Origin of the sequence: Tritonibacter multivorans (genome assembly GCF_001458415.1) — a bacterium.
Lineage (GTDB): Bacteria > Pseudomonadota > Alphaproteobacteria > Rhodobacterales > Rhodobacteraceae > Epibacterium > Epibacterium multivorans.
In genome coordinates this window covers 1-20,595 of the sequence record NZ_CYSD01000028.1, presented here as the reverse complement: position 1 = coordinate 20,595, position 20,595 = coordinate 1, and the positions used below count along the sequence as shown (strand labels likewise).

At 55.9% G+C, this 20,595-nt stretch carries 23 protein-coding genes and 1 pseudogene; 9 read left to right on the top strand and 15 right to left on the bottom strand.

The annotated features are described in order from the left end of the window. Positions 1-61: 61 nt before the first annotated feature. From TRM7557_RS08860 to TRM7557_RS08835, 6 genes are all read right to left on the bottom strand, one after another. Positions 62-1,585 (bottom strand): tripartite tricarboxylate transporter permease, encoded by a 1,524-nt coding sequence (locus TRM7557_RS08860; protein WP_058289865.1) that lies wholly within the window; start codon positions 1,583-1,585, stop codon positions 62-64. Positions 1,586-1,591: 6 nt separating this feature from the next. Beyond that, positions 1,592-2,167, bottom strand: coding sequence for a tripartite tricarboxylate transporter TctB family protein (locus tag TRM7557_RS08855; RefSeq protein ID WP_058289864.1), 576 nt, complete (start codon positions 2,165-2,167; stop codon positions 1,592-1,594). Positions 2,168-2,249: 82 nt separating this feature from the next. Then, the gene (locus TRM7557_RS08850) at positions 2,250-3,128 is read right to left on the bottom strand and encodes a tripartite tricarboxylate transporter substrate binding protein (RefSeq protein ID WP_235811440.1); all 879 of its coding nucleotides are present in this window, start codon (positions 3,126-3,128) and stop codon (positions 2,250-2,252) included. Positions 3,129-3,363: 235 nt separating this feature from the next. Next, positions 3,364-4,119 carry an enoyl-CoA hydratase/isomerase family protein gene (locus tag TRM7557_RS08845; protein WP_058289862.1) on the bottom strand — a complete coding sequence of 252 codons (756 nt, stop codon included), beginning with the start codon at positions 4,117-4,119 and terminating at the stop codon, positions 3,364-3,366. Between the two features lie 12 nt (positions 4,120-4,131). Beyond that, positions 4,132-5,283 carry a CaiB/BaiF CoA transferase family protein gene (locus tag TRM7557_RS08840; RefSeq protein ID WP_058289861.1) on the bottom strand — a complete coding sequence of 384 codons (1,152 nt, stop codon included), beginning with the start codon at positions 5,281-5,283 and terminating at the stop codon, positions 4,132-4,134. 33 nt (positions 5,284-5,316) lie between these two features. Further along, positions 5,317-6,117 carry an IclR family transcriptional regulator gene (locus TRM7557_RS08835; RefSeq protein WP_074942145.1) on the bottom strand — a complete coding sequence of 267 codons (801 nt, stop codon included), beginning with the start codon at positions 6,115-6,117 and terminating at the stop codon, positions 5,317-5,319. 478 nt (positions 6,118-6,595) lie between these two features. Here TRM7557_RS08835 and TRM7557_RS08830 point away from each other — a divergent pair, with 478 nt between their 5' ends. Continuing rightward, positions 6,596-7,228: a tyrosine-type recombinase/integrase gene (locus TRM7557_RS08830; protein WP_058289859.1), complete on the top strand. Its 633-nt coding sequence runs from the start codon at positions 6,596-6,598 to the stop codon at positions 7,226-7,228. Positions 7,229-7,447: 219 nt separating this feature from the next. Here TRM7557_RS08830 and TRM7557_RS19865 read toward each other — a convergent pair whose 3' ends face one another. Next, positions 7,448-7,975: a hypothetical protein gene (locus tag TRM7557_RS19865; RefSeq protein WP_074942146.1), complete on the bottom strand. Its 528-nt coding sequence runs from the start codon at positions 7,973-7,975 to the stop codon at positions 7,448-7,450. A gap of 74 nt (positions 7,976-8,049) precedes the next feature. On the opposite strand from TRM7557_RS19865, the gene TRM7557_RS08820 reads away from it, so the two are divergent. Beyond that, positions 8,050-8,625, top strand: a complete 576-nt coding sequence (locus TRM7557_RS08820; RefSeq protein WP_058289857.1) for a Crp/Fnr family transcriptional regulator — start codon at positions 8,050-8,052, stop codon at positions 8,623-8,625. 25 nt (positions 8,626-8,650) lie between these two features. On the opposite strand, the gene TRM7557_RS08815 is transcribed toward TRM7557_RS08820, so the two are convergent. The 5 genes from TRM7557_RS08815 to TRM7557_RS08795 all read right to left on the bottom strand — a co-directional run bounded on the left by TRM7557_RS08815 (position 8,651) and on the right by TRM7557_RS08795 (position 11,319). Continuing rightward, entirely contained in the window at positions 8,651-9,031 is a 381-nt protein-coding gene (locus tag TRM7557_RS08815; RefSeq protein WP_235811439.1) for a YHS domain-containing (seleno)protein, read from the bottom strand. Between the two features lie 177 nt (positions 9,032-9,208). Next, positions 9,209-9,649 carry a c-type cytochrome gene (locus tag TRM7557_RS08810; RefSeq protein WP_207382648.1) on the bottom strand — a complete coding sequence of 147 codons (441 nt, stop codon included), beginning with the start codon at positions 9,647-9,649 and terminating at the stop codon, positions 9,209-9,211. A 4-nt stretch (positions 9,650-9,653) separates the two neighbouring features. Next, positions 9,654-10,526 carry a CopD family protein gene (locus TRM7557_RS08805; protein WP_235811438.1) on the bottom strand — a complete coding sequence of 291 codons (873 nt, stop codon included), beginning with the start codon at positions 10,524-10,526 and terminating at the stop codon, positions 9,654-9,656. Further along, positions 10,523-10,864, bottom strand: coding sequence for a copper resistance CopC family protein (locus TRM7557_RS08800; protein WP_058289855.1), 342 nt, complete (start codon positions 10,862-10,864; stop codon positions 10,523-10,525). Before TRM7557_RS08800 ends, TRM7557_RS08805 begins: the two co-directional genes overlap by 4 nt. 11 nt (positions 10,865-10,875) lie before the next feature. Next, entirely contained in the window at positions 10,876-11,319 is a 444-nt protein-coding gene (locus tag TRM7557_RS08795) for a c-type cytochrome (protein ID WP_058289854.1), read from the bottom strand. A gap of 14 nt (positions 11,320-11,333) precedes the next feature. On the opposite strand from TRM7557_RS08795, the gene TRM7557_RS19860 reads away from it, so the two are divergent. Next, a complete protein-coding gene (locus TRM7557_RS19860; RefSeq protein ID WP_131727538.1) occupies positions 11,334-11,609 on the top strand; it encodes a hypothetical protein in 276 nt (91 codons plus the stop codon). A 424-nt stretch (positions 11,610-12,033) separates the two neighbouring features. Continuing rightward, the gene (locus TRM7557_RS19595) at positions 12,034-12,225 is read left to right on the top strand and encodes a DUF1289 domain-containing protein (RefSeq protein ID WP_074942147.1); all 192 of its coding nucleotides are present in this window, start codon (positions 12,034-12,036) and stop codon (positions 12,223-12,225) included. A 549-nt stretch (positions 12,226-12,774) separates the two neighbouring features. On the opposite strand, the gene TRM7557_RS08790 is transcribed toward TRM7557_RS19595, so the two are convergent. After that, positions 12,775-13,977 (bottom strand): IS91 family transposase, encoded by a 1,203-nt coding sequence (locus tag TRM7557_RS08790; protein WP_058289853.1) that lies wholly within the window; start codon positions 13,975-13,977, stop codon positions 12,775-12,777. A gap of 10 nt (positions 13,978-13,987) precedes the next feature. Further along, the gene (locus TRM7557_RS08785) at positions 13,988-14,860 is read right to left on the bottom strand and encodes a tyrosine-type recombinase/integrase (protein ID WP_058289852.1); all 873 of its coding nucleotides are present in this window, start codon (positions 14,858-14,860) and stop codon (positions 13,988-13,990) included. A gap of 289 nt (positions 14,861-15,149) precedes the next feature. Here TRM7557_RS08785 and TRM7557_RS08780 point away from each other — a divergent pair, with 289 nt between their 5' ends. From TRM7557_RS08780 to TRM7557_RS08765, 5 genes are all read left to right on the top strand, one after another. Beyond that, entirely contained in the window at positions 15,150-17,315 is a 2,166-nt protein-coding gene (locus TRM7557_RS08780) for a type VI secretion system Vgr family protein (protein ID WP_165592441.1), read from the top strand. Continuing rightward, complete coding sequence (locus TRM7557_RS19855; RefSeq protein WP_074942226.1) at positions 17,315-17,815, top strand: hypothetical protein; 501 nt, start codon at positions 17,315-17,317, stop codon at positions 17,813-17,815. The genes TRM7557_RS08780 and TRM7557_RS19855 overlap by 1 nt, the downstream gene beginning before the upstream one ends. Next, positions 17,808-18,638 carry a hypothetical protein gene (locus TRM7557_RS08775; RefSeq protein WP_165592440.1) on the top strand — a complete coding sequence of 277 codons (831 nt, stop codon included), beginning with the start codon at positions 17,808-17,810 and terminating at the stop codon, positions 18,636-18,638. The genes TRM7557_RS19855 and TRM7557_RS08775 overlap by 8 nt, the downstream gene beginning before the upstream one ends. Beyond that, the gene (locus tag TRM7557_RS08770) at positions 18,635-19,207 is read left to right on the top strand and encodes a hypothetical protein (protein ID WP_058289850.1); all 573 of its coding nucleotides are present in this window, start codon (positions 18,635-18,637) and stop codon (positions 19,205-19,207) included. Before TRM7557_RS08775 ends, TRM7557_RS08770 begins: the two co-directional genes overlap by 4 nt. 249 nt (positions 19,208-19,456) lie before the next feature. Continuing rightward, on the top strand, positions 19,457-19,747 hold the full coding sequence (locus TRM7557_RS08765; RefSeq protein ID WP_058289849.1) for a PAAR domain-containing protein: 291 nt from the start codon (positions 19,457-19,459) through the stop codon (positions 19,745-19,747). Between the two features lie 693 nt (positions 19,748-20,440). Here the strand turns inward: TRM7557_RS08765 and TRM7557_RS08760 are convergent. Continuing rightward, a pseudogene (locus TRM7557_RS08760) lies at positions 20,441-20,595 on the bottom strand (integrase core domain-containing protein); the annotation flags it as partial.

Below are 20,595 nucleotides of genomic sequence, written 5' to 3'. Positions count from 1 at the left end.
TCCGAAGCTTGGTGTGACGCCAAAAGCTGGCCGGGGCGTCACACCGAAACAGGGTTTCCCCTTAGTCGATCAGCGCTTTTTGAAGTTTTTTGCCTCGAAGCTCGCTCACAATGCTGGAGGTGATAATCACCGCCGCCACAATGATCAGAACCGCAGAGATCGGGCGCTGCATGAACCCCAGCATGTTGTAATCCATCAGCTGCATGGACTTTGCAAAGGCCGATTCACCCAGTTTTCCAAGGATCAGGCCAAGCACCACACCGGCCGCAGAATAGCCAGTTCGGCGCAGCATGTAGCCGGCAACGCCCGCAAGGAACATGATCCAGACATCGATGAACAGATTGCGCAGCGCAAAGGCACCAACAATCGCCAGGATCAGGATGCCCGGCGCCAGCCAGCGAAAGGGAACCCGAAGGATATGAACAACAGTCTTTGTCTGCACCCAGCCCAGGAAGATGATCATCAGATTTGCCCAGAACATTGCCGCAAAGGTGATCCAGACAAGATCGCCTGAGTTGACGAAGATCAGCGGGCCGGGCTCCATTCCGTGGATCTGGAAAATCCCCATGATCATCGCGGTCAGTGCACCGCCCGGAAGCCCAAGCGCCAGAAGCGGGATCATGGCGGCGCCGGTTGCAGCGTTATTGGCTGTCTCGCAGGCGACGACACCTTCCAGTTCGCCTTTGCCAAAATTGTCTCGGTTCTTGGACCAGCGCTCTGCTTGGCTGTATCCCAGAAAAGCGGCCAATGTTGCACCAATTCCGGGAAGGATACCGGCAAAGAAACCCACAAAAACAGAACGAACAATTGTCCATCGTACGGCGACGAATTCAGCGATTGTGGGGAATTCAATAGACGCCTGAGGTCGGCTGCGGGTGCCCTTGGCGATATTGATCGCTTGTGCCAGCACCTCGGAGACTGCGAAAAAGCCAAGGATCATCGGGATAAAGTGAATACCTGCGGACAGGTAATAGGACTGGTAGTCTAGCCCAAGGATGGCGCCTTCACTAAACCGGGGAACTCCTCCAACCGGGTCAGAGCCGATCGTCGCAATCATCAGGCCCGCGAGCACAGAAAGCCAGCCCTTCCATAGAGTTGAGGCCCCAATTGATGCCGAAACCGCCAGGCCAAATAGGATCAGCGCAAAGATTTCAGGGGGACCAAAGGCACGCACGGCAAAGCTGGCGACAATGCCTGTAGCCGTCATCATAATGACCGCCGAAACCGTGCCCCCAAGAGCGGAACAGCTGACCGCCGCACCGATGGCTTTACCGGCTTCGCCTTTTAAGGTCATCGGATACCCGTCAAGACAGGTCGGCGCGTTTTCCGGGGCCCCGGGGATGTTAAAGAGGATCGCCGTAATCGCGCCACCAAACACTCCCGCACAGTAGATGACTGAAAACAGCATCACGGCGTTTTGGGGATCCATTGTGATTGTGAAAGGCAGCAGAACCGCGCCCAACGTCAGCATATTCACGCCTGGAATTGCACCAAAGAGCATGCCTCCGAAAAGCCCGAGGAAGAAAATCATGATTGATGTGGGGTCGCCGAACAGGCTCAGCGTACCTTGGATGAACAGGTCCATTGTGTCCTACTTTCCGTATCTGGTGAATTCGATCACGGTGACATTCACATTGTAAAACGCAGGTATGCTGCCAACCGGGAGCGCCACGTAGAAAAACCGGGTGAATATCAAAAGGAAGAGGCCAAAGACGATGGCCACGACAAGCGCGATCGTGCGCGGTTTTCGCACGCCCAAAAGCAGCAGCAAGCCCAGAATAAACACAGGCGCGGCCACGTAAAAACCGACGGACGGCACAGCATAAAGAAAGCAAAACGGGAAACCGAAGATGGCAAGATGCTGGGCCGTTTGCGACCAGTTGCGCTGCACTCGGAAGCCGTCAGAGTCAGAGTTCTCTGCTGTGCGGCGGTGAATGGCCAAGAGCCGAGAAACGAGCTGGCCTGTGGCTCCGGCGATGGCAACATAGCAAAGCCCGCGCGGCCAACCTGTGGCACCCAGCCTATAGTTCTGCAAGGTCTCATCAAAAAAGGTTGTCTGCTGGGCGTAAAGCGCGACCAGCGTTATCCAGAACACCCATTCAAGAACCGGACGTATGAATTGCGTGGCATCCGCTGACGGCGCCCCAACAAAAGCTGACTTTGACATGATTCCTCCTCCGCAATCACATGCTTAGTCCCGATAGAGGAAACGGGGGCAATCCAGAGACCGCCCTCGCACCAGATACAGGTTACTGGCCGATACCCAGCTGTTCGTAGACGTCACGGTAGACGTCGACCGTTTCGCTGATCAGCTGGACCGAGCCTTCGCGGTCCCGGTAACTTTGAACGAGGTTCATGTATTTGGCTTCGTTGAACTCCGTAAAGCCTGGGTTGCCAAACCCGGCTTTACACGCAGCTTCCAAATATTCGACGCGATCGGGGGCCACCCCTTTCTTCACAAAGAAGCCACGGAAACGGGTCAGGGCTTCGAAGTCTGCCCCCACTTCGCGGTGTGTTGGCACGTCGGCAAACACGCTGGGGCGTTCATTCAGGAAGGTCAGGATTGGTTTCATTTGACCGCCATCAAGGAAACTTCTTACGTCGCCAGGTTGCTCAAAGAGAATGTCAACGTGACCGCCAATCAGCGAGCCGTAGGTTTCTGCGGGCTTGTCATAGTTCACCTGACGCACTTTTAGACCAAGCGCGTCAGAGATCTGCTGCATCGTCACCAATTCCATCGAACCGACCTTGCCAAGAATGCCAATCGACAGCTCGTCGGGATGTGCGTCTATATAGGCGACGAGGCTTTCCCAATCTGTGTAGCGGGTCTCATCCGGCCGGATGTAGATCTGCGAAAAGGTGATCTGTGCAATACAGATCGGGATCCAGTCCTCGGCAGGGTTTTCCCGGATGTCTCCTTTCGCATAAGCCGCAACCGCCGTGTCTATGTGTTCCATGACGGTGAACCCGTCAGGAGGCGAAATCATAAAATCGGGGATGGCCGCCGTTCCACCTCCACCTGGCTTGTTGACAACCTGAAAACTAAGCCCGGTTTCCTCCTCAATGGCCTTTGCCATGGCTCGTGAGAGCTGGTCTGATCCACCGCCCGCGCCGTAAGGCACAATCATAGTCAATGGGCGATTGCCAAAGCCCCGCGGCAAATCCGGCAACGCTGATTGAGCATATGTCGCCGTACCCGCGATTGAGGCCATTAGGCCTGCCATTGCCAGGTTTCTGAAGTTCTTCATCTTGTTCTCCTCCACTTATGAATTCTCGTTGGTTCGGTTTATTGGTTCCTTCGGTGGCCTACGCTTGTTCCGGTGGCTCAATGAGTGGTGAACTCGTGCACCAGTATTTGAACTGTCAGTTTGCCGGGGCTCTCTTTTGAGAGCGCATGACCCGGCTGCGATAAGACTCGATGCGGGCTTTCAAGCCTGGTCGGGCGGCAGAACGCACCAACGCCGCAAGATCCTGTTCGGTCCTGTCTGAACGGGTTAACCCCATCATTCTTGACGTCGCCTCTGTCGGCAGTGCGCCCGCGCGTTTGGCCAAATCTGAGGCAAGCGCGCTCCAGTCTTCTTTGCCGACAAGGTCGGAGGCCAAGCCAATCTCCACAGCCTGTTCGGCGGAAATGGACCTGGTATCGATCAGCAAGTCCCGCGCCGCATCTTGCCCGATCAGAGCGGCGAGCCGTCCAGTTCCCAGGGCCAGTTCGAAATTCCAACCCGGCATCTTGAGCTTGGAACCCGGCGCGACAACGCGACGCCAGCACGCGGCAAAGAGGTCTGCGCCTGCGCCAACGATCTGCCCATGCGCCAAGGCGATGACAGGGAATGGGCTGAGGTGGATCTTTTGCAAAAGCAGTTCGATCCGAACAAAGCGCCACAGCAGATCCCCGTCGGATAGTTCGGCGATGTCTGACAGGTCAAACCCGGCGCAGAAATGTTTTCCCTCGCCCTGAATGATCGCCATACGAACATCATCGGCTTGATCCAGTGCGGCGATCAAATCTTCGACCAGAGCTGGCGCGAGAGAATTGGCCTTGGCGGCGCGGTTCAATGTCAGGGTCAACACATCGCGGTCACGGGTGCAGATCAGATCTGTATCATCAGATGTCATTGCAAAACCCCGCTACATCTTTACCGGTTCGTCGGTCAGGCTGGCCAGGACGGCCTCTGTGTGTTCACCCAAGGCGGGCGGGCCGCTTGGGATGGTCTGGCATTCATCGTTGATCCGCAGAACCGGACCAAAGGTTTTGGTCTCAATCCCGTTGGGCAGAGTGATCGGCTGCACCCAGCCCATATGTTCGACTTGCTTGTCCTGCAGCGCATCGGCGAAACTGTTGATCGGGCTACAAGGCACACCTTTTTCAGCGAAAGCAGCAAGCCAGTGAGACACGGGTTGCGTCGCAAAGATCTGTTCCAGTAGGTCTTTGAGTTCCACCTGATTGGCTGCGCGCAGGGTAGGCGATGAGAAACGCTCCACCTCTTTCAGATCGGGCCTACCGACGACATCGCAAACGTGGTGCCACAAGCTGTTGTTGCCAGCCGCCATGCCAAAGTAATCGTCTTTCGCCTTAAAAGCCTGATAGGGCGCATTTCGGGGGTGGGCAGACCCCAGTTTCTTGGGCGCCTTTCCTGTTCCGAAAAACTCGCTTGTCTGTAATGCGGCAACGCCAAGCGTCGCCCCCAGCATCGATACATCGATATGCTGGCCTTGCCCGGTGTTGTTTTTCTGAACTAAGGCGGACACGACGCCCATGGCACCGTATAGACCAGACACAAAATCACACAATGGAACACCACATTTGACGGGGGCACTACCTGGTTCACCGGTAATACTCATGACCCCTGACATGGCCTGCATTGTTAGGTCAAAACCACCTTCGCTGGTTCTTGGTCCGCTTTGACCAAATGCCGATATGGAGCAATAAATCAGACCGGGTTTTTCTGCGCTCAAGCTCTGGTAATCCAGACCGTTGCGCTTCATCACACCGGGTCGGAAGTTCTCGATAACAGCATCGGCACTCAGGATCAGGCGGCGTGCATTCGCGACACCTTCGGGAGATTTCAGATCCAGCACGACCGAACGTTTGCCGCGGTTGATAGACGCAAAGTTCTCGCTGTAGCCGTCATTCACTGGCGGCCAGGTGCGCATGGCGTCTCCTGAAGCGCGCTCAACCTTGATCACGTCGGCACCCATATCTGCAAGAAGCATGCCGCAATACGGACCCGCAGCAATTTCGCAAAACTCAATAATTCTTACTCCGCTGAGCGAACTCATAGGATTTCCTTTCAGAGATTTAGAGAACCGGAACTACCGGCTCTGCCGTGCGCCTTCGGTTTCTTTGTTCAGTTGCAGAGTGGCAAGAAATGACCGTGGACACCCAAGTTCCTGGGAAATATCGCGGGCAAAACCAGTGACGATTTCTGCATGACGCTCCATTTCCTCGACACTGATCCGGCTGGCTGGAGCTGACAATCCAATGGCGGCAACAACCTCTCCGGAACTGTCTGCGATGGGTGCCGCTAACCCGACAACGTCCGATCGCCATTCGCCCCGGTTTACGGCATAACCGCGCTCTCGGTTTTCCACGGCTTCGCGGCAGAATGCCTCGACGTCGGTTATTGTATGTGACGTGAATTGATTGACCGTTTCAAAACAGCGGCGGATATCCTTCTCGGGCAGATATGCCATCTGAATTTTCCCGGTCGCAACGCAGTAGGCAGGCGCCCGTCCGCCCAGTTGAGTATAGGTGCGAACCGGTTCCTTGCTCTCGATTTTCTCGACATAGACGACTTCAAACTCGTCCATTTCAGAAAGATGAACGGTTTCGTTTGTCAGATTCGACAGCTGACGCATGTACGGCTTCGCAATATCGCGGAACGAAAAATTGGAGAAGATTTGGTGGCCCATCTCCCACATCCGAAGAGATGCCACATAAGAGGACTCCGGGGTTTGGCGAGCGTACTTCAGCGAAATCAGTGTCTGCAGCAGCCTGTGAACGTTGCTTTTCCCAAGGCCAAGTCTCTCGGACAATTCTGAAACCCCAAGAGGTCGATCACTCTGAGCAAGCTCTTCAAGAAGAGCAAAGGCTTTGGCAACAGTCTTGTCCATGGTCGTTTTCCAATATTCAGAATGATTTTCCTATTATCAGAAAGATGTGGCGTCCTGTCAACAGCTTTCTGCATTTAAGAACTGCGTTCTTTATATCAGAACGATCTGACAGATGCTTGACACACTTCAACCGCTCTGAGGGAGTGGACATTGGTGGAAGCGCAGCGAAGGCAAACTTGTCCCGCGATCTGTGAATTGATCGCCTCGGCTTGCTGCGCAGCGCATTAACGGCTCCTATTCACATCGCGTTCACATCGCGGCGCGGCACAAATTTTCACGCAGTCGCAGCGAAACTCGTTCCACATGCGCACGCCGCGAGAATTTCAAATTCACGGGAAGGGCTCTCTGCGGCCCAATGCGCTTGCAGCACCGGCGCGGTCGGGCGCCGTCCAAGAACTGCCCTTGCCAATGAGGATACAATTCCACGGCCAGCGCGGTGCTGGTGCATGGGCTTGGAGGGAGGATTGGAGGGCATATCATGCCAAGAGTCCAACTTCCCGCAACCACCCCGAAACGCAGAGCCTGGAACAAGGGGCGGATCATCGGTCAGAAGCGGCCACTCTTGCCAAAACAGGTCTGGGCGATCCGGGCGCGGCTTGAATTGGCGGGTTATCTACGCGATCTGGCGTTATTTAACGTCGCAATCGACAGCAAGCTGCGTGGCTGTGATCTGGTCAAACTGGCCGTTTCCGACCTCGTCAAAGATGATCGCGTGCGAGAACGCGTATCGATCATCCAGAGCAAGACCAAGCGGCCTGTCCAGTTTGAACTGACGGAAAACACACGTGAAACCGTCTTTGCCTGGGTCAAATCACCCGAGATGTTTGCGTGTCCGTTTATGTTTCCCAGCCGCTTTCATGACCGGCCCCACATTTCAACTCGCCAGTATGGACGGTTGGTGCGTGATTGGGTCACGGCGATCGGGCTGGAGCCAAGCGGATACGGCACCCATTCACTTCGCCGGACAAAGGCAGCGGAGATCTATCGAAAGACCGGAAATCTTCGCGCGGTCCAACTGTTACTTGGTCACACGAAGATCGATAGTACCGTTCGCTACCTTGGCGTTGAACTCGAAGACGCCCTGAGCATCGCCGAACGTATCGACATCTGAGCTATTTTGGCGAACGGTCCTGCCGTTCGCCAATTCAATGCGGGTCTTTGTCCCCTGCGCGGCGTTGGTCGGTAACGAGCCCAGATTACCGAATGCTGCACGCTGGGCGTATGTCGGCCATACGCACGGAACCTGACCTTCGGCTGAAAAAGTGTTCAATAGCTTTTCACACTCATACTGAAGCGGGCGTTCTCAAAACCAGTTTAGCAAGGGGCTAATTCAATGATGCGGACTATCGCCTCGGGCGATCTGCAAATGGTGTGCTTGATGATGCGCGCCAATGGTCATAACGCCATAGAAGCCAAGTCCAATCGCCCGCGCCAGTTCTTTCTCAGAACTCACGGCTATACGCAAAATCGCTCCTGCCGTGGTCTGATCGACGTCGATCTTCCAGCCCGTCTCAGCCGCAAGCATTGGTGCATGGGCCGTTGTCATTCGCTGAATTGCCCCAACAGATTCGCCTTGGCCCAGGACAGTGATCGCCACAATCATATCCTTCGTTTCCACGGTGACCTTGGTTCTGGTGGTCACAAGATCCATATCTACGAGATGGTTTTGTAGAGCACTGATATTCACTTTGGTCCAATCCGTTTCAGGATCATTTTGCAGGACTTCAACGATCTCGGAAATCGCGGCGAAGGCTGACTGCCCGACCTCTGTTGGCCCATCTGAGTGGTGGTGCGCGTGTTGAGAAAAAGCAGGAGAGGTGGCGAGTACGAGGAAAACGCAAAGCGAAATTTTGAACATGGCAGGGCCGTTTTATTGTTGAAGCTAGATCTGTGATAGATCATTCGCGCCAAACCAAATATGATTGAAGTCATATGTTGCCGGAACCTTTTGATCTCCTGAATGAAAATGCAAGCACGCCTTTGACCCTAGCAAAGGGCGAGCATGCCTTTCGTCAGGGGGAAGAGACACGGGGTGTGTTTTTTGTGGTTTCTGGAGCGATTTGCCTGACCCGTATGACCGAAGCGGGCGCGGCAGTGACCCTTCACAATGCCAAAGCGGGCGGCATGTTTGCGGAGGCGTCTCTTTATTCTGATCAATACCACTGCGATGCGATAGCGGTCGCTCCTTCAGAAGTTGTTCGCGTGTCAAAGCGCGCTATCCAGACGCGTCAGCGCGAGGACGCCGTATTTTCAGAAGAGCTAACAAGGCGTTTAGCGGCGCAGGTACAAGACTATCGCCAGCTCCTGACGCTTCATGCCGTACAAACCGCAAATGAACGGGTTTACTTAGCGGTCGCGAGTGGTCGCTTGCGCGGATCAGTTACACAGTTTGCGAGCGAAATCGGCCTTACTAAAGAGACCTGTTATCGGGCGTTGAAAAGCCTGACTGATCAGGGGGCACTGAGCAAAACCGGGCGTGGTAAATATGCTCTGCGCAGATCATTCTAAGAGCCACGTATGGCCGCCAAGTAGATCAGCCAAGGATGCCCGGCCAATTCCCCAAACCGGCAGCGATGTTTCCCGGAACGTCCCGCAGCCAGAGTTCCTGCGCGCGCAAGCTCGCATTCAGGTAAAGCTTGTCTTCATAGAGGGTCCAGGCCTCTGGGATCGTTGGGGCGAGGTAACCACGCGATGCTGCGAAAGCACAGTAGCCACCGAACACCGGGGCAAAGGCCTCTGGATTTGCCGCGAACGTGTTGGCGTTGTTTTCGTTGGCGAAGCGCCATTCTGCGCCATTCCAACGTCTTGCATGTGCGGCTTGGCCAGGCACTGGCTTCTGCTGCTTAAAATACGCGACAGGATCGATGGCATTTACCGCGACCGGGTTTTGAAAAACTTCTGGTTCACGCGCCAACGCAACGGACGGCAAAAGGGCGGTCGAGGCTGGTGCAACGGTCAGCAGACCGAGCGTTCTCCGGCGTGTAAGCATGGTTTTGTCTCCTAAATTGGCCCAAGCTTATAAATCGCAGAGGCGAAAATCGCGGTGCGTCTAACCAGAACGTGATGTGAAGTTGACCCGATCCCAAATGCCTTATTCATGCGGTGGGTTTCGCGCGGCTTGGATGTCCTGAACACGTTCCGGCCAGGTCGAGCGGATATAGGCGAGAGTGTCCCAAATCTCTTCATCCGTCACGATGTCACCAAATCCCGGCATCCCGCTGGCAAACTCAGTGACACCGCGTTTCGCCAGAGCGGCTTCACCACCCAACTTTGTGTATTCAAACAAGAGTTGATTGTCGTGGTGCCAGGTGTGCCCTGTCTGGTCATGCGGGGGCGCAGGGAGAACGCCGTTTTCATCAGGTGTTTGCCAGTCCGGCTGCCCCTCCAGATTGGCTCCGTGGCAGGCGGCGCAGTGTTCCGCATAAAGGGTTTCCCCGTTTGACAGATCACGACTGTCCAACTCGTGATCCGCGAAGGATCCACTGGCGGAGACACATAAAATTAAAGCGGGTGAAAATCTTGTGATCATCATGACCTCAGCTTGGCAAAGAAAGCACACTGGTAAGCGTTGCAGTTGCTGCAAGCACCACCAGAATGACCGCTGTTTCTATCTGAATTGATCGCGCCAGATGCCGCGCCGCATTGGCGTCTCCTGCCTGCATTTTCGGAACAAAGTGGAGTTTATTTGCCGCCGCCAGTATTAGGACCACGGCAACGAGTGCGAGTTTGATCATCAGGACTTGTCCATAACCTGTACTGATCAAAGCCGCCAGGGTGCCGGTCAGCAGCCATCCGATGACGAGGCCCGCGAGCAAGAGAGCCGGAACGATGATCATTGCAGCCTGACCAAATTGATGTCCAAGCTGCGCCGCCTGGCTAAGGTGATCTGGCGTACGCGACAGCCGATGCAAAGGTGGTAAAACGCCGATCCAGAATGCGACGCCAAGCAGGTGCAGCAACAATAGAAGGCGCACATAGAACGGCCCAATGTCTGCGAGGTGACCGATCTGGGCAAAGGACCAAAGCAACAGCACGCAACCCACCAGAGTGCCCCAGTGACCGAAGCGGGATATCAAAGAACCGACGATGATCAATGCTCCCCCCGCGAGGCGGTACAAAAGCGCCTCACCAACAGGGGTCTGCCATAGGAGACCCAGCATTTCCGGATCGGTCATTCCGTCTGCGCCGCCGGTCAGGGCCGCACCGCGCAACATGAAGCCCAAAAGCGATGCCACTAGCGCCAAACCTGCAAGAGCAATTGCCTGGCGTCGCAAACGTTGGGTTAAAGAAGACGTTGCAGTGGCGAAAGCAATCTGAACGATCACCAGCCCGCTCGCCCCCAACGCCCCTACATACAAAAGTAGTTTCGTCAGGATTGCAGCCTGACCCCAAATATCCGGCATGCTCATTCCACCGTGAACGTGAATTCGCCCTGCATCGCATGGCCGTCGATCCCAAGCCCGCGCCATTCGATGCGATAGATGCCAACCCCCATGCCTGTCAGAGGAAGCGTAAAGGAGCGATCAAAGCTTTTTTGGTCTCCGAGATCGAGTTGCACCGACGGGTGGTCCGCATGGGTCATTTCCACCCGCGTCAGGCGAATGTCATCGGCGAAATTGAAACTGATGCCTGCCGGGACTTCTGCAATCACCGCGCCATTTTCGGGCGTCGTCGTGTCGACACGGGAATGAGCAAACGCACCAGACGCAAGAGATGCGAGCAAAGCAAAAAGGGCAAAGTATTTCATGGTCGTATTCCTTAGTTAATCCCGTTGGCGCGTTGGATGGCGCGAATGTAGTCAATCACCATGGCGATGTCGCCACGTGTGAGGCCTCCGACCGGTGGCATATCTCCAAACCGCCAATGGTGGGCGCGAACGCCATGTGCGACCGCGCGCTGAAAGCTTTCGTCGCCATGATGACTGGGTTCATAGATTTTGTGAATGAGCGGTGGCCCGGCCTCTGCGTTGCCGACACCCTGCGCGCCATGACAGGCCGCACAGATATTTTCAAAGATGTTCTGGCCGATCGCCGCATTGCCGCTGATCTCCGGCATGGCAATCGCCACCATGGCCGTGTCTGTGGCCGTTTGGGTGGCTGGAGCGTCTTGAGCGATGTCCTGCTTTGGTTCTAGGCGAAGGAAGCCAAAAGCAGCAATTGCGGCAACGGCGCTCACGCCAAGGAATAGGTATTTAGTGTTCACGTAGATTTCCTAACATGCTGAAAGAGTTGTCGATCGCCCAAGAGGGCGGGACAGATCACGCTTTGCCCAAAGAACTGGGCAAACCCGATGGGCGTGTTTCAGCTGTTAGGCGGTCGTTCCAGGGTGCTGGGCCAGTTTACAGCGACGAGCTGCCCGGTCTGACCACAAGACGCAGATTGAAAGCCAACTGGGTGCACCATAGCTGGATCGTTCCACAACGCCACCGCTTGGCAAAATATCTGGTTGCAGCAGTCGTGCTTTACCTGATCGCTACCAGTGCCTTCATGTGAATGGCCTGCGTCGTGAGCATCATAGTTTGGTGTATGTTCATGGCAATGGGCACCAACGCAGTCAGAGGTTCCAGCATGCGCAGCGCCCTCGATCAGGTTCCCGATCAAGAGCATGGCAACCAGAGCGATTGCGAGTATGCCGCGAAATATTACCATATGAAGAACTTAGCTGAGGGTGGAATGTGTTACAACTGCCTCCGCCCTTCACGGTTTGGCCATCATCCAGACCGACACTTCTGCCAGTATATGAGGTGTTTGAGAGCGATAAAAATCAAAGTCCATTTTGTCTGCGCCTGCTCTGGTAAGGCTTGGCGTTGTGTTGGTTTGACTTTAAATCAACATCCGTTCCACATCCCTTTTGGGGCACTGAATTGGACCCGTCTGCTTCATCGACCTTCCGCTCTCGAACAATAGGTTCACGAACATGAAAAAGCGTAAAAGTCCCTGCATCGATGTTTGCGAATTTACTGGGCCCAGTGGCTGGTGTCTTGGCTGCGGTCGCACACGTGAGGAATGCGCAAGATGGAAGAAAATGAAGCCCTATGAAGCGAACATTATTGACAAGGAGCTGACACGTCGAATGGCGAAAATCGCCCGGACACCGCCTGAGAAGTAATAAAGCCGATAGGGTGAGTTTAAATGTCTCCCTCAAAGTAACAGCGCCCCTTCGCCATTTTGAATGCAAAGGCAACTTTGTCCGCATGATCCTTGTTTGATCTAGCTGCGGCGAAAGTGCGGTGTCGGTTCGGGTCATTTTGGCACCGGTGGACGTCCGGTTCGGTGACATGCGCTGCAGGGCAGCGGTCTGCGTGCCACGTCCGCAAAAAGATGCTGCGTCAGCGAAGTGTGGAAACCAAAGGTCGGGTTTGTCTAAGGTTTGTGGCTGCAGTCAGCGTGAGCTGCAGCGGCGATAAATGTGACAAGGAGGAAAGCGCGGGCGGCTTTCGGTGCTATGGGGATTGTGGCTCGAGGCTTTGTTTGCGGATGCCATGACGCTTGAGGCTGACGACGTCGATCCGTGCCGTCCAGCTGATCTTTCTGGGCCTATGCCGCGGGATCGTCGTTTTGCTGTTGCCATTGGCCTGTTGCAACGTGGGTTTCGGTGGAGTGGCCGCAACGACTGGCCCGGCGCCTGCTGATGGTGGAACCAGGTGTGAAGGCTGGATCATGCGGCATCCTCCCAGGGTGGCGCGCGGGATCGCGGGGTTTGACCGCGGGTGAAGGTCTCGATGACCACCATGGCGCCGCCGCATTTAGGGCAAGGCTGAAGCTGGTTGTCTTCGTCAGCGCCGGTGAGCGGAGCTTCGTCGGCCATTTGATCCGGCTCTGGCTCACAGTCCAGCAAGCGCCTGATCATTGCGATCCTGTCACGACGGATGCCGTTGGCGAGGAAGCCCGCATGGCGGATGCGGTGGAAGCCCGACGGCAGGACGTGGATCAGGAAGCGGCGGATGAACTCCGCCGTTGGCAGGCGCATGACCTTCATGCGATCGCCCTTCTTGATGCGATAGTCCTTCCACCGGAAGGCCACAGTGTTGGCATCCGCGCTGACTAGGCGATGATTGGAGATCGCGACGCGGTGGGTGTACCGGCTGAGATAGGCCAGTACGGCTTTGGGGCCGCCGAAGGGTGGCTTGGCATAAACGACCCAGTCGGATTTGCGCAGCGGCGCGAGAAGGGCCCGGAAAGTATCCCGGTCGGCCAACTCCGACAGGTCGCCGAAGAAGCGCAGCTTCCCCGCTTGGTGCAACCTGGCCAACCCTTCGAGGAACAGACGCCGGAACAACCGAGACAGGACCTTCACCGGCAGGAAGAACCCCGGACGACAGCCGATCCATCGCGTGCCATCTGGTGACATCCCGCCACCCGGCACGATCACGTGCACATGGGGGTGATGCGTCATCGCCGAGCCCCAGGTATGGAGCACGCTGGTCATGCCGATGCGCGCGCCCAGATGCTTTGGGTCGGCCGCAATGGCCAAAAGCGTCTGGGCCGATGCCGTGAACAAGAGACCGTAGACCGCCGCCTTGTTCTGATACGCGATCTGCGCGATCTCGGCCGGGAGCGTGAACACCACATGGAAGTATTCGACCGGCAGCAAGTCCTCCATGCGCGCTTGCATCCAGCCCTGTGCCGCGCTGCCTTGGCACTTCGGGCAATGCCGGTTCCGGCACGAGTTGTAGGCGATGTGCTGATGGCCGCACTTGGTGCAGGCAGAGACATGGCCACCGAGAGCGGCGGTGCGGCAGGTCTCGATCGCGGACATAACCTTCAGCTGCGGCAGGTTCAGATGCCGGGAATGCGCGCGGCGATAGGCAGGACCATGGGCGCGGAAGATATCCGCGACCTCCAATCTGGGGCGGGACATTGGACCGGGGTCAGCCGGAACCAGCCTCCCGTATCACCAGCAGATCAAGCGGGCTGGTGACATCCTGGATCGTCTTGGTCGCCACCTTGGTGTAGATCGTCGTCGTCTCCAGCTTGGCGTGTCCGAGCAGGACCTGGATGATCCGGATGTCGGTTCCACCTTCGAGCAGATGGGTGGCAAAGCTGTGCCGCAATGTGTGCGGAGATACCTTCTTCTTGATCTCAGCGAAGTCGCAGGCGACGCCAAAGGCCCTGTTGAACTGCCGCGTCGAGATCGGATCAACCCGGTTGCGGCCGGGAAAGAGCCAGCCTGCAGGCCGGGCTTCGCGCCAGTAGTCACGCAAAAGCTCCAACAGGCTTGGCGACAACATCACATGCCGATCCTTGCGGCCTTTGCCCTGGTCGACCCGGATCAGCATCCGGTCACTGTCGATGTCGCCGACCTTGAGATGCGTGACCTCGCTGGCGCGCAGTCCGCCGCCGTAGGCTGCGCTGAAGGCAGCTCGGTACCGCAGACCCGGCCCGGGTGCCGCTTCAAGAATGCGCGCGACCTCCTCGGCGCTCAGCACCACGGGAATCTTCTTTGCCGCCCGTTGATACCGCATATGCCGCTTCATCTCCGGACGTGGGCATGTCGTCGCAAAGAAGAAGCTCAGCACCGTTAGACGGTTGTTGAACGTGGACGCCCCAACACACCGCTCCTTCATGTCGAGTTGAAACGCCCGCAACTCCTCCGGCGTCGCAGAATCCGGCGAGTGCCCCAGAAACCGCGTGAACTCCCGCATCGCTCGCAGATACATCGTCTGCGTCTTCGGCTGCAGCCCCTTGATCCGCATGTCTTCGAGAAAGCGCTGGCGCAGCGCAGGCACATACCGGTCCGTCATCGGAACCTCCTGTCATCAGATTGAGAAGGCCCCAATCGTCAGGCAGGTGCGCCAATCCACCAAATCTACTGCTGAACTAATGCACTGTCATTGCCCCAAGCGCCAATACCGCGAGAGCGGTTTCGTCCTTGTCCGCGTTGCTGTCATTGAAACAACTTGCAGCGATGGTCTGCTTTGAGCCCCTTTTACCGAATGCTGCGTCGTGTTCTGGGGTCCGCTTTGACGCCCCCTAAACACACGTCTTGCGTGCGAGGCTGCGCCTTGCTACCTCTTTTGCATTAACTGTTTGTTGGATTTTATTTTGAATAGGCATTTTTCGCAGCAGGACCGTCAAGGTCGGCTGGTGACGGCGCTTGGCGGGGACCAGTTGGTGCTGTTGCGCATGGATGGCAGCGAGGAGATCTCGGGGCCGTTTGAATGGCGCGTTGAGGCGCTTTCTTTCAACGATCAGCTGGATCTCAGCGCGCTTCTGGGCACCCATGCCACCGTGGAAATCGACCACGCCCAGGGCCTTCGTGCCTTTGATGGGATTGTCTGCGAGGCCCAAAGCCGGGGCGCGTTTGAGAACGGGTTTCGCTATGATCTGGTGCTGCGGCCCTGGCTGCATGTCGCCTCGCTGCGGCGTAATATGCGGATATTTCACAATAAATCGGTGATCGAAATCGTCGAAGAGGTGCTCAGCACCTATGGCGCCATGGGCAATCCGCATCTGGAGATCGTGACCTCTGGCGCCTATCCGGTGCTGGAATACACCGTCCAATATGGCGAAAGCGACGCCGATTTCATCCGCCGCCAGCTGGAGCGCCATGGCATCAGCTGGTCGTGGAAACACGCCCCTGGCTCGCACACGCTGGTGCTGAGCGATGCGACGTTTCAGCTGCCCGAAGTGCCCGGCGGCACGCGCCCCCTTTATGGGGTCGAGGGGTTTCACCGCCACGAGGACGAACATTTCCGCAAATGGTCAACCGCCGCCCGGATCACCACCGGCGCGGTGCGGCTGACCGAGTATAATTTCAAAATTCCCCATGCGACCCAAGAGGTTGACCAGATGGGCGAGGCCGCGCATCCGCAGGGCGATGTGGAAAGCTACGACTGGCCCGGCGACTATCTGACCCAGGACGAGGGCCGCCATGTGGTGACCCGACGGCTGGAAGAAGAACGCGGCCAGGCCCCGCGTCACGAGGCGGTCGGCGATGTGGTCTCGCTGGGCGCGGGCTGGCGGGTGACCCTTGCGGGTGATCCGGTGTCGGGCGCCACGGGGCAAGGCTTTGTCTGCCTGCGGGCCGAACATCAATTTCGCGCGCAGGGCTATGGCTCAGGCGACGCAGGCGGTGATGAGACCCCCTATGAGGGCGCTTATGTCCTGATGCCCGACAGCGCGCCTTACCGACCGGAACGGCGCACACCCGCCCCGCGGGTGCAGGGCCCCGAGACGGCGGTGGTTGTGGGCGACGGCGAGATCGACTGCGACGAACATGGCCGCATTCTGGTGCGCTACCACTGGGACCTCGACGGCGCGCATTCCATGCGGGTGCGGGTCAGCCAGAACTGGGCCAGCAAAGGCTGGGGCGGCATGGTCATCCCGCGCATTGGCATGGAAGTCATCGTAGAGCACCTGCGCGGCGACCCTGACAAACCGATCGTGACGGGCTGTGTCTACAACGGCCACAACACCCCGCCGTATGAGCTGCCGGAGCATAAGACGCGGTCAACGTTCAAATCGGAAACCCACCAAGGTCGTGGGTTTAATGAGCTGCGGTTTGAGGATGAGAAGGGGCGGGAGGAAATTTTCGTTCATGCAGAGAGAGATCGAAACGAGAAGATAAAAAACAACCATACCGAACGAATAGACAACAATTGGGTACAATCGGTTGGCTACAACAAAGCCATTCAGGTGCGTCACAGTCACGATGAAGTTGTCGGCGGCAATATGTCGATCCAAGTTGGTAGTCTGGAATACGACTCTGTGGTTACCAACTTCATGAACACAGCTCCGGAAGGAATTTCCGAGGCAGCCACTCGGCTCGACCTTCCCTCAATAAACGCGGTCGGCAGCGGAATTTATACGATTCTTGCAGAGAACGGTATTTTCGAAACGAGTCTAGGTATGCGTAATCTTACTGTTGGAGTAACCAATAGCTCCCATGCGGGTGCCGCACAGAATATTTCCGCAGGCCGGTTGGTACATATTAGCGGAGGGCAGTCAGTGGCACTAAATGGCGGCTCAGATGCGACGCTTCAAGCAGGTCAAGAGATTACTATCAACTGCGGCAAGGCCTCAATTGTGATGAATGGCAATGGCGATGTGCGCATTGCCGGTCGCAATCTGCACATGGATTTTACAGGCGAGCTCGAAATCAACTCAGAAGGAAAAATGTCTTTGGACACAACCGAAATGTCACAACGTTCTGACGGTGCCTTTACCATTCAAGGCAAACGGGTGGATATTAACTGATGCGCCGGATTTTATTGAGTTTAATATTGGCAAGCCTGATAGGCATCTCAGGCTGGGCGATGGTATCGCACAAGGCATCAAGCATTGTTTCAAAACGCTCAGGCGAAGATCGGTATACCGCTAAAGAGCTGCAATGTAACTTCGACGGTTATGAAGGCATTTTGAACTATGAAGAGGCCTCTCGAGAGGAGCGCAGCGTTTACGCCTTGGGCATGGGGTACACATATTATGGAACGGCACAAACCCATTCAAAGCTGCACGATGCCTTTAAAAAATTGGATTTTCTAGCCGATAGGGCACCGATTGTTTCAGCGGATTTGGTCAGTGGACAGCTTCATGTTTTTGACTGCAAGACAGACCGATGCAGCCGGGAAGAAATTTCCGTGAAAGCCCCACGGTCCTGCATGCGAGCGCTTGGCGCAGACAGTTGCATGACTTTCGCGGTGCGCGTCAACGGAAACTTCTATTGCACTTTGGGAGTGGGTTTGTCAGGTGAGTAGATTTCCACACGGGAAGGATCCCGCGCAGGTATCCAGTTGGCTTGGTTTGTATGACACCAAATCGCGAACTTGGGATGTCGCCTATTCCTCCGGTCTTTCCCTGGTGATCGGAAAACACACCTTCTTATTCCTGGGGCTGGAAAACCTACGCATTGGCGTGGTCTCAATCACCGGGGCTGGCCTGACCGCAAGTCTGCGGACCAAGGCTCTGATGCGCGGCAGCGGTGCAGCAGGGAAAATCCCGCGCCAGGAGCTTCAGAAGCCGGTCGATTTGACCGAAACCTATATTAACCATACCGATTATATCAAAGACACCATGGATGTTGATAGCGCTCGTACGGGCCTTGAACTATTGAAGCATCTGAATAAGAACGTTTCACGCATAGTCGCTGAAGTACCCTTTTCATTTCATGATATCGAAGCTGCATGGGGCAGTATCTATGGGTTCAATGTTGATATCATGCTGGCCGGCGTGCAAAAATACTGGATCGACATGAGTCCGGATGTAATTGCCGACGACGTGATGTATTTTCGTGATCAGAGCGTCTATAATCTTGACGACGGTCAGGTCGGTGCGGGCCTCGGCACTATGCACGGAAAATGGACGGTTGAACGCAGCTATGATCTCTGGGCCGAGACCTCCGCATTGGCACAGGCGAAGCTTGGGTTGGAATATCAGGCCTTTAAAACACCAGATATCCGGCCCAACAGCGCTTTGCCCAATGCCATTCATCCATTCCTAAGAGACCTTCCCATTCTAGGGTATCCAGTGTCACCTCACATTTTATCGCGTTACTTCGGTGTGAAAGAGACTACTCCATGAATGATACAACACTCCTCTCGCCCTTTACCGGTGCGCAGCTCATTGGCCATGAAACCTCATTGCCCAAGGTCTGGCAAAGGTTGCACGACAATGCCTTTCAGTGGAGCCATATGCTGCAAACACAGGCAAAACAGAAGAACCTTGATGCTTTAGACGCCATCGACCTAGGGCTTTTATCTCTGCTGAGTGACTGCCCTGCCAAGGCGTGGCTGACGCTGTGCCAAGGCGCGGGTGGTACGGTAATGGGGGCGGTGGCGCTATCCTGGTGTCAGGGTGCAAAACTAAGCGAGGTGCGCGCGCTTTGGGCGACTTCGGGGGTGAATATCACACCAGTAGAGAGTTTTCTAAGACCTGCGCGTTTGCTCAATCCCGATATGGTACAGGATCAAACCAGCTTGAAAGCCATCCTAGCAGAAACGTGCGATGATATCTTTTTGACCGCAGTCAAAGTCGTTCGCGCTGGGAGACGTTTGCAACTTGACCTCACCGAGCCCGAGATGCAGAACTTGCCATTTCCGCTTGACCTTCTCATTTTCCACAGCCAACGCGAAGCCAATGCCCATCCATAGCTAGGGCATCGAGGGAGAAATAAACTGCTTCAAAAAAATTCATCGGCCCTTCCCCACTGTTTGAGACTTTTCACGATAAGTCGCCGCAATCCAGATCCGCGTCGCGTTTCTTGGCACATCTCAAGGATTAGGCCGATTAGGCCCGATGTTGACTTCCAATGGGAGCCTTTGCAGGTGAATAATCGCATTATTGGCGTGGATCAGAGTAGATACGCCAGAGTGATAAAAGTTTATTGAGGAGAAGGCATTATGCCCGCAGCAGGCCGCAAAGGCGATACAGGATCTGGACACGATGGCTTCCCGCCCACACCGGCCACGGCTGGCAGCGGAGATGTCTACGCCAATGGCAAACCCGCGCTGCGCAAAGGGGACCCTTTCGCGCCGCACGCAAAGCCCAAACACCCACCCCACGGACGCGCACTTTCGGCTGGATCCGGGAGCGTGTTCATCAACGGCCAACCCGCTGGCCGCGTCGGCGACGCCATCGACTGCGGCGGTTCCATCGCAAGCGGGTCTGGAGACGTGTTTATCGGTGGATGATACTTTTCTTGCAGTTTACGGTTTGGCATTGATTTAGTAGGCAAATTCCCCAAAGCCGCCATTGGGGCATGGGCAGCGAAAGCTCACTCTGTCCGCGACCTGTAAATTGCCCCGACAAACCTCGCTGCGCGATGTTCGAATGGCCGAGTTTGCAGACGCACTGCAGCATGCCAAAACGGGCACTTGCAGAAATTCCGCGCTGCGTGCGCGCGCAGCACCTACAGGTCGGGCGGGAAGCGGGCTTTCGCTGCGATAGCAAATAGCGAGGCTTAACTTTCGAAGAGCGGCCATCCCAGCCAAGGCTATTTTAATCAATTGTCTTTCAGCGTAAGTTTTAGTTATATATGGAAAAAGTAAACTCCTGTGATGATATCACATCAGATTTTGTATTGTGAAATGCTGTCTAAAACGTCCGACGTATCGCGCCTGCAAAGGTGGGCAGTTCTCACTATCCTTTCTACCTCTTGCGCCGCACTATCACCTACACCCTCGAAACGGTGATAATCGTGAAACGCCAGCCAAAATTGGACGCCTGAACCATGCCGGGAAACTACTCGACCGAACGAAAGGGCATTGCCGCTGTTCAAGCCAGGTTGGCCGATGACCTGAGACCCGACTTTCCTCCAGCGTTTGGGAGAATCCGTCAGTTGTTTTCTGACCTCATGCGGCCTTGATTTCCAGTCTCGATTTCATTGCAAATTCCTGTGGCGTGAGATTGCCGAGGGATGAGTGAGGTCTGTTTCGGTTGTAGTCGTCCTTCCATTCGGTGATCTTCTCGCGGGCCTCGGCCAGCGAAGAGAACAGGGTTTCGTTCAAAAGCTCGTCCCGGAAGCTGCCGTTGAAACTTT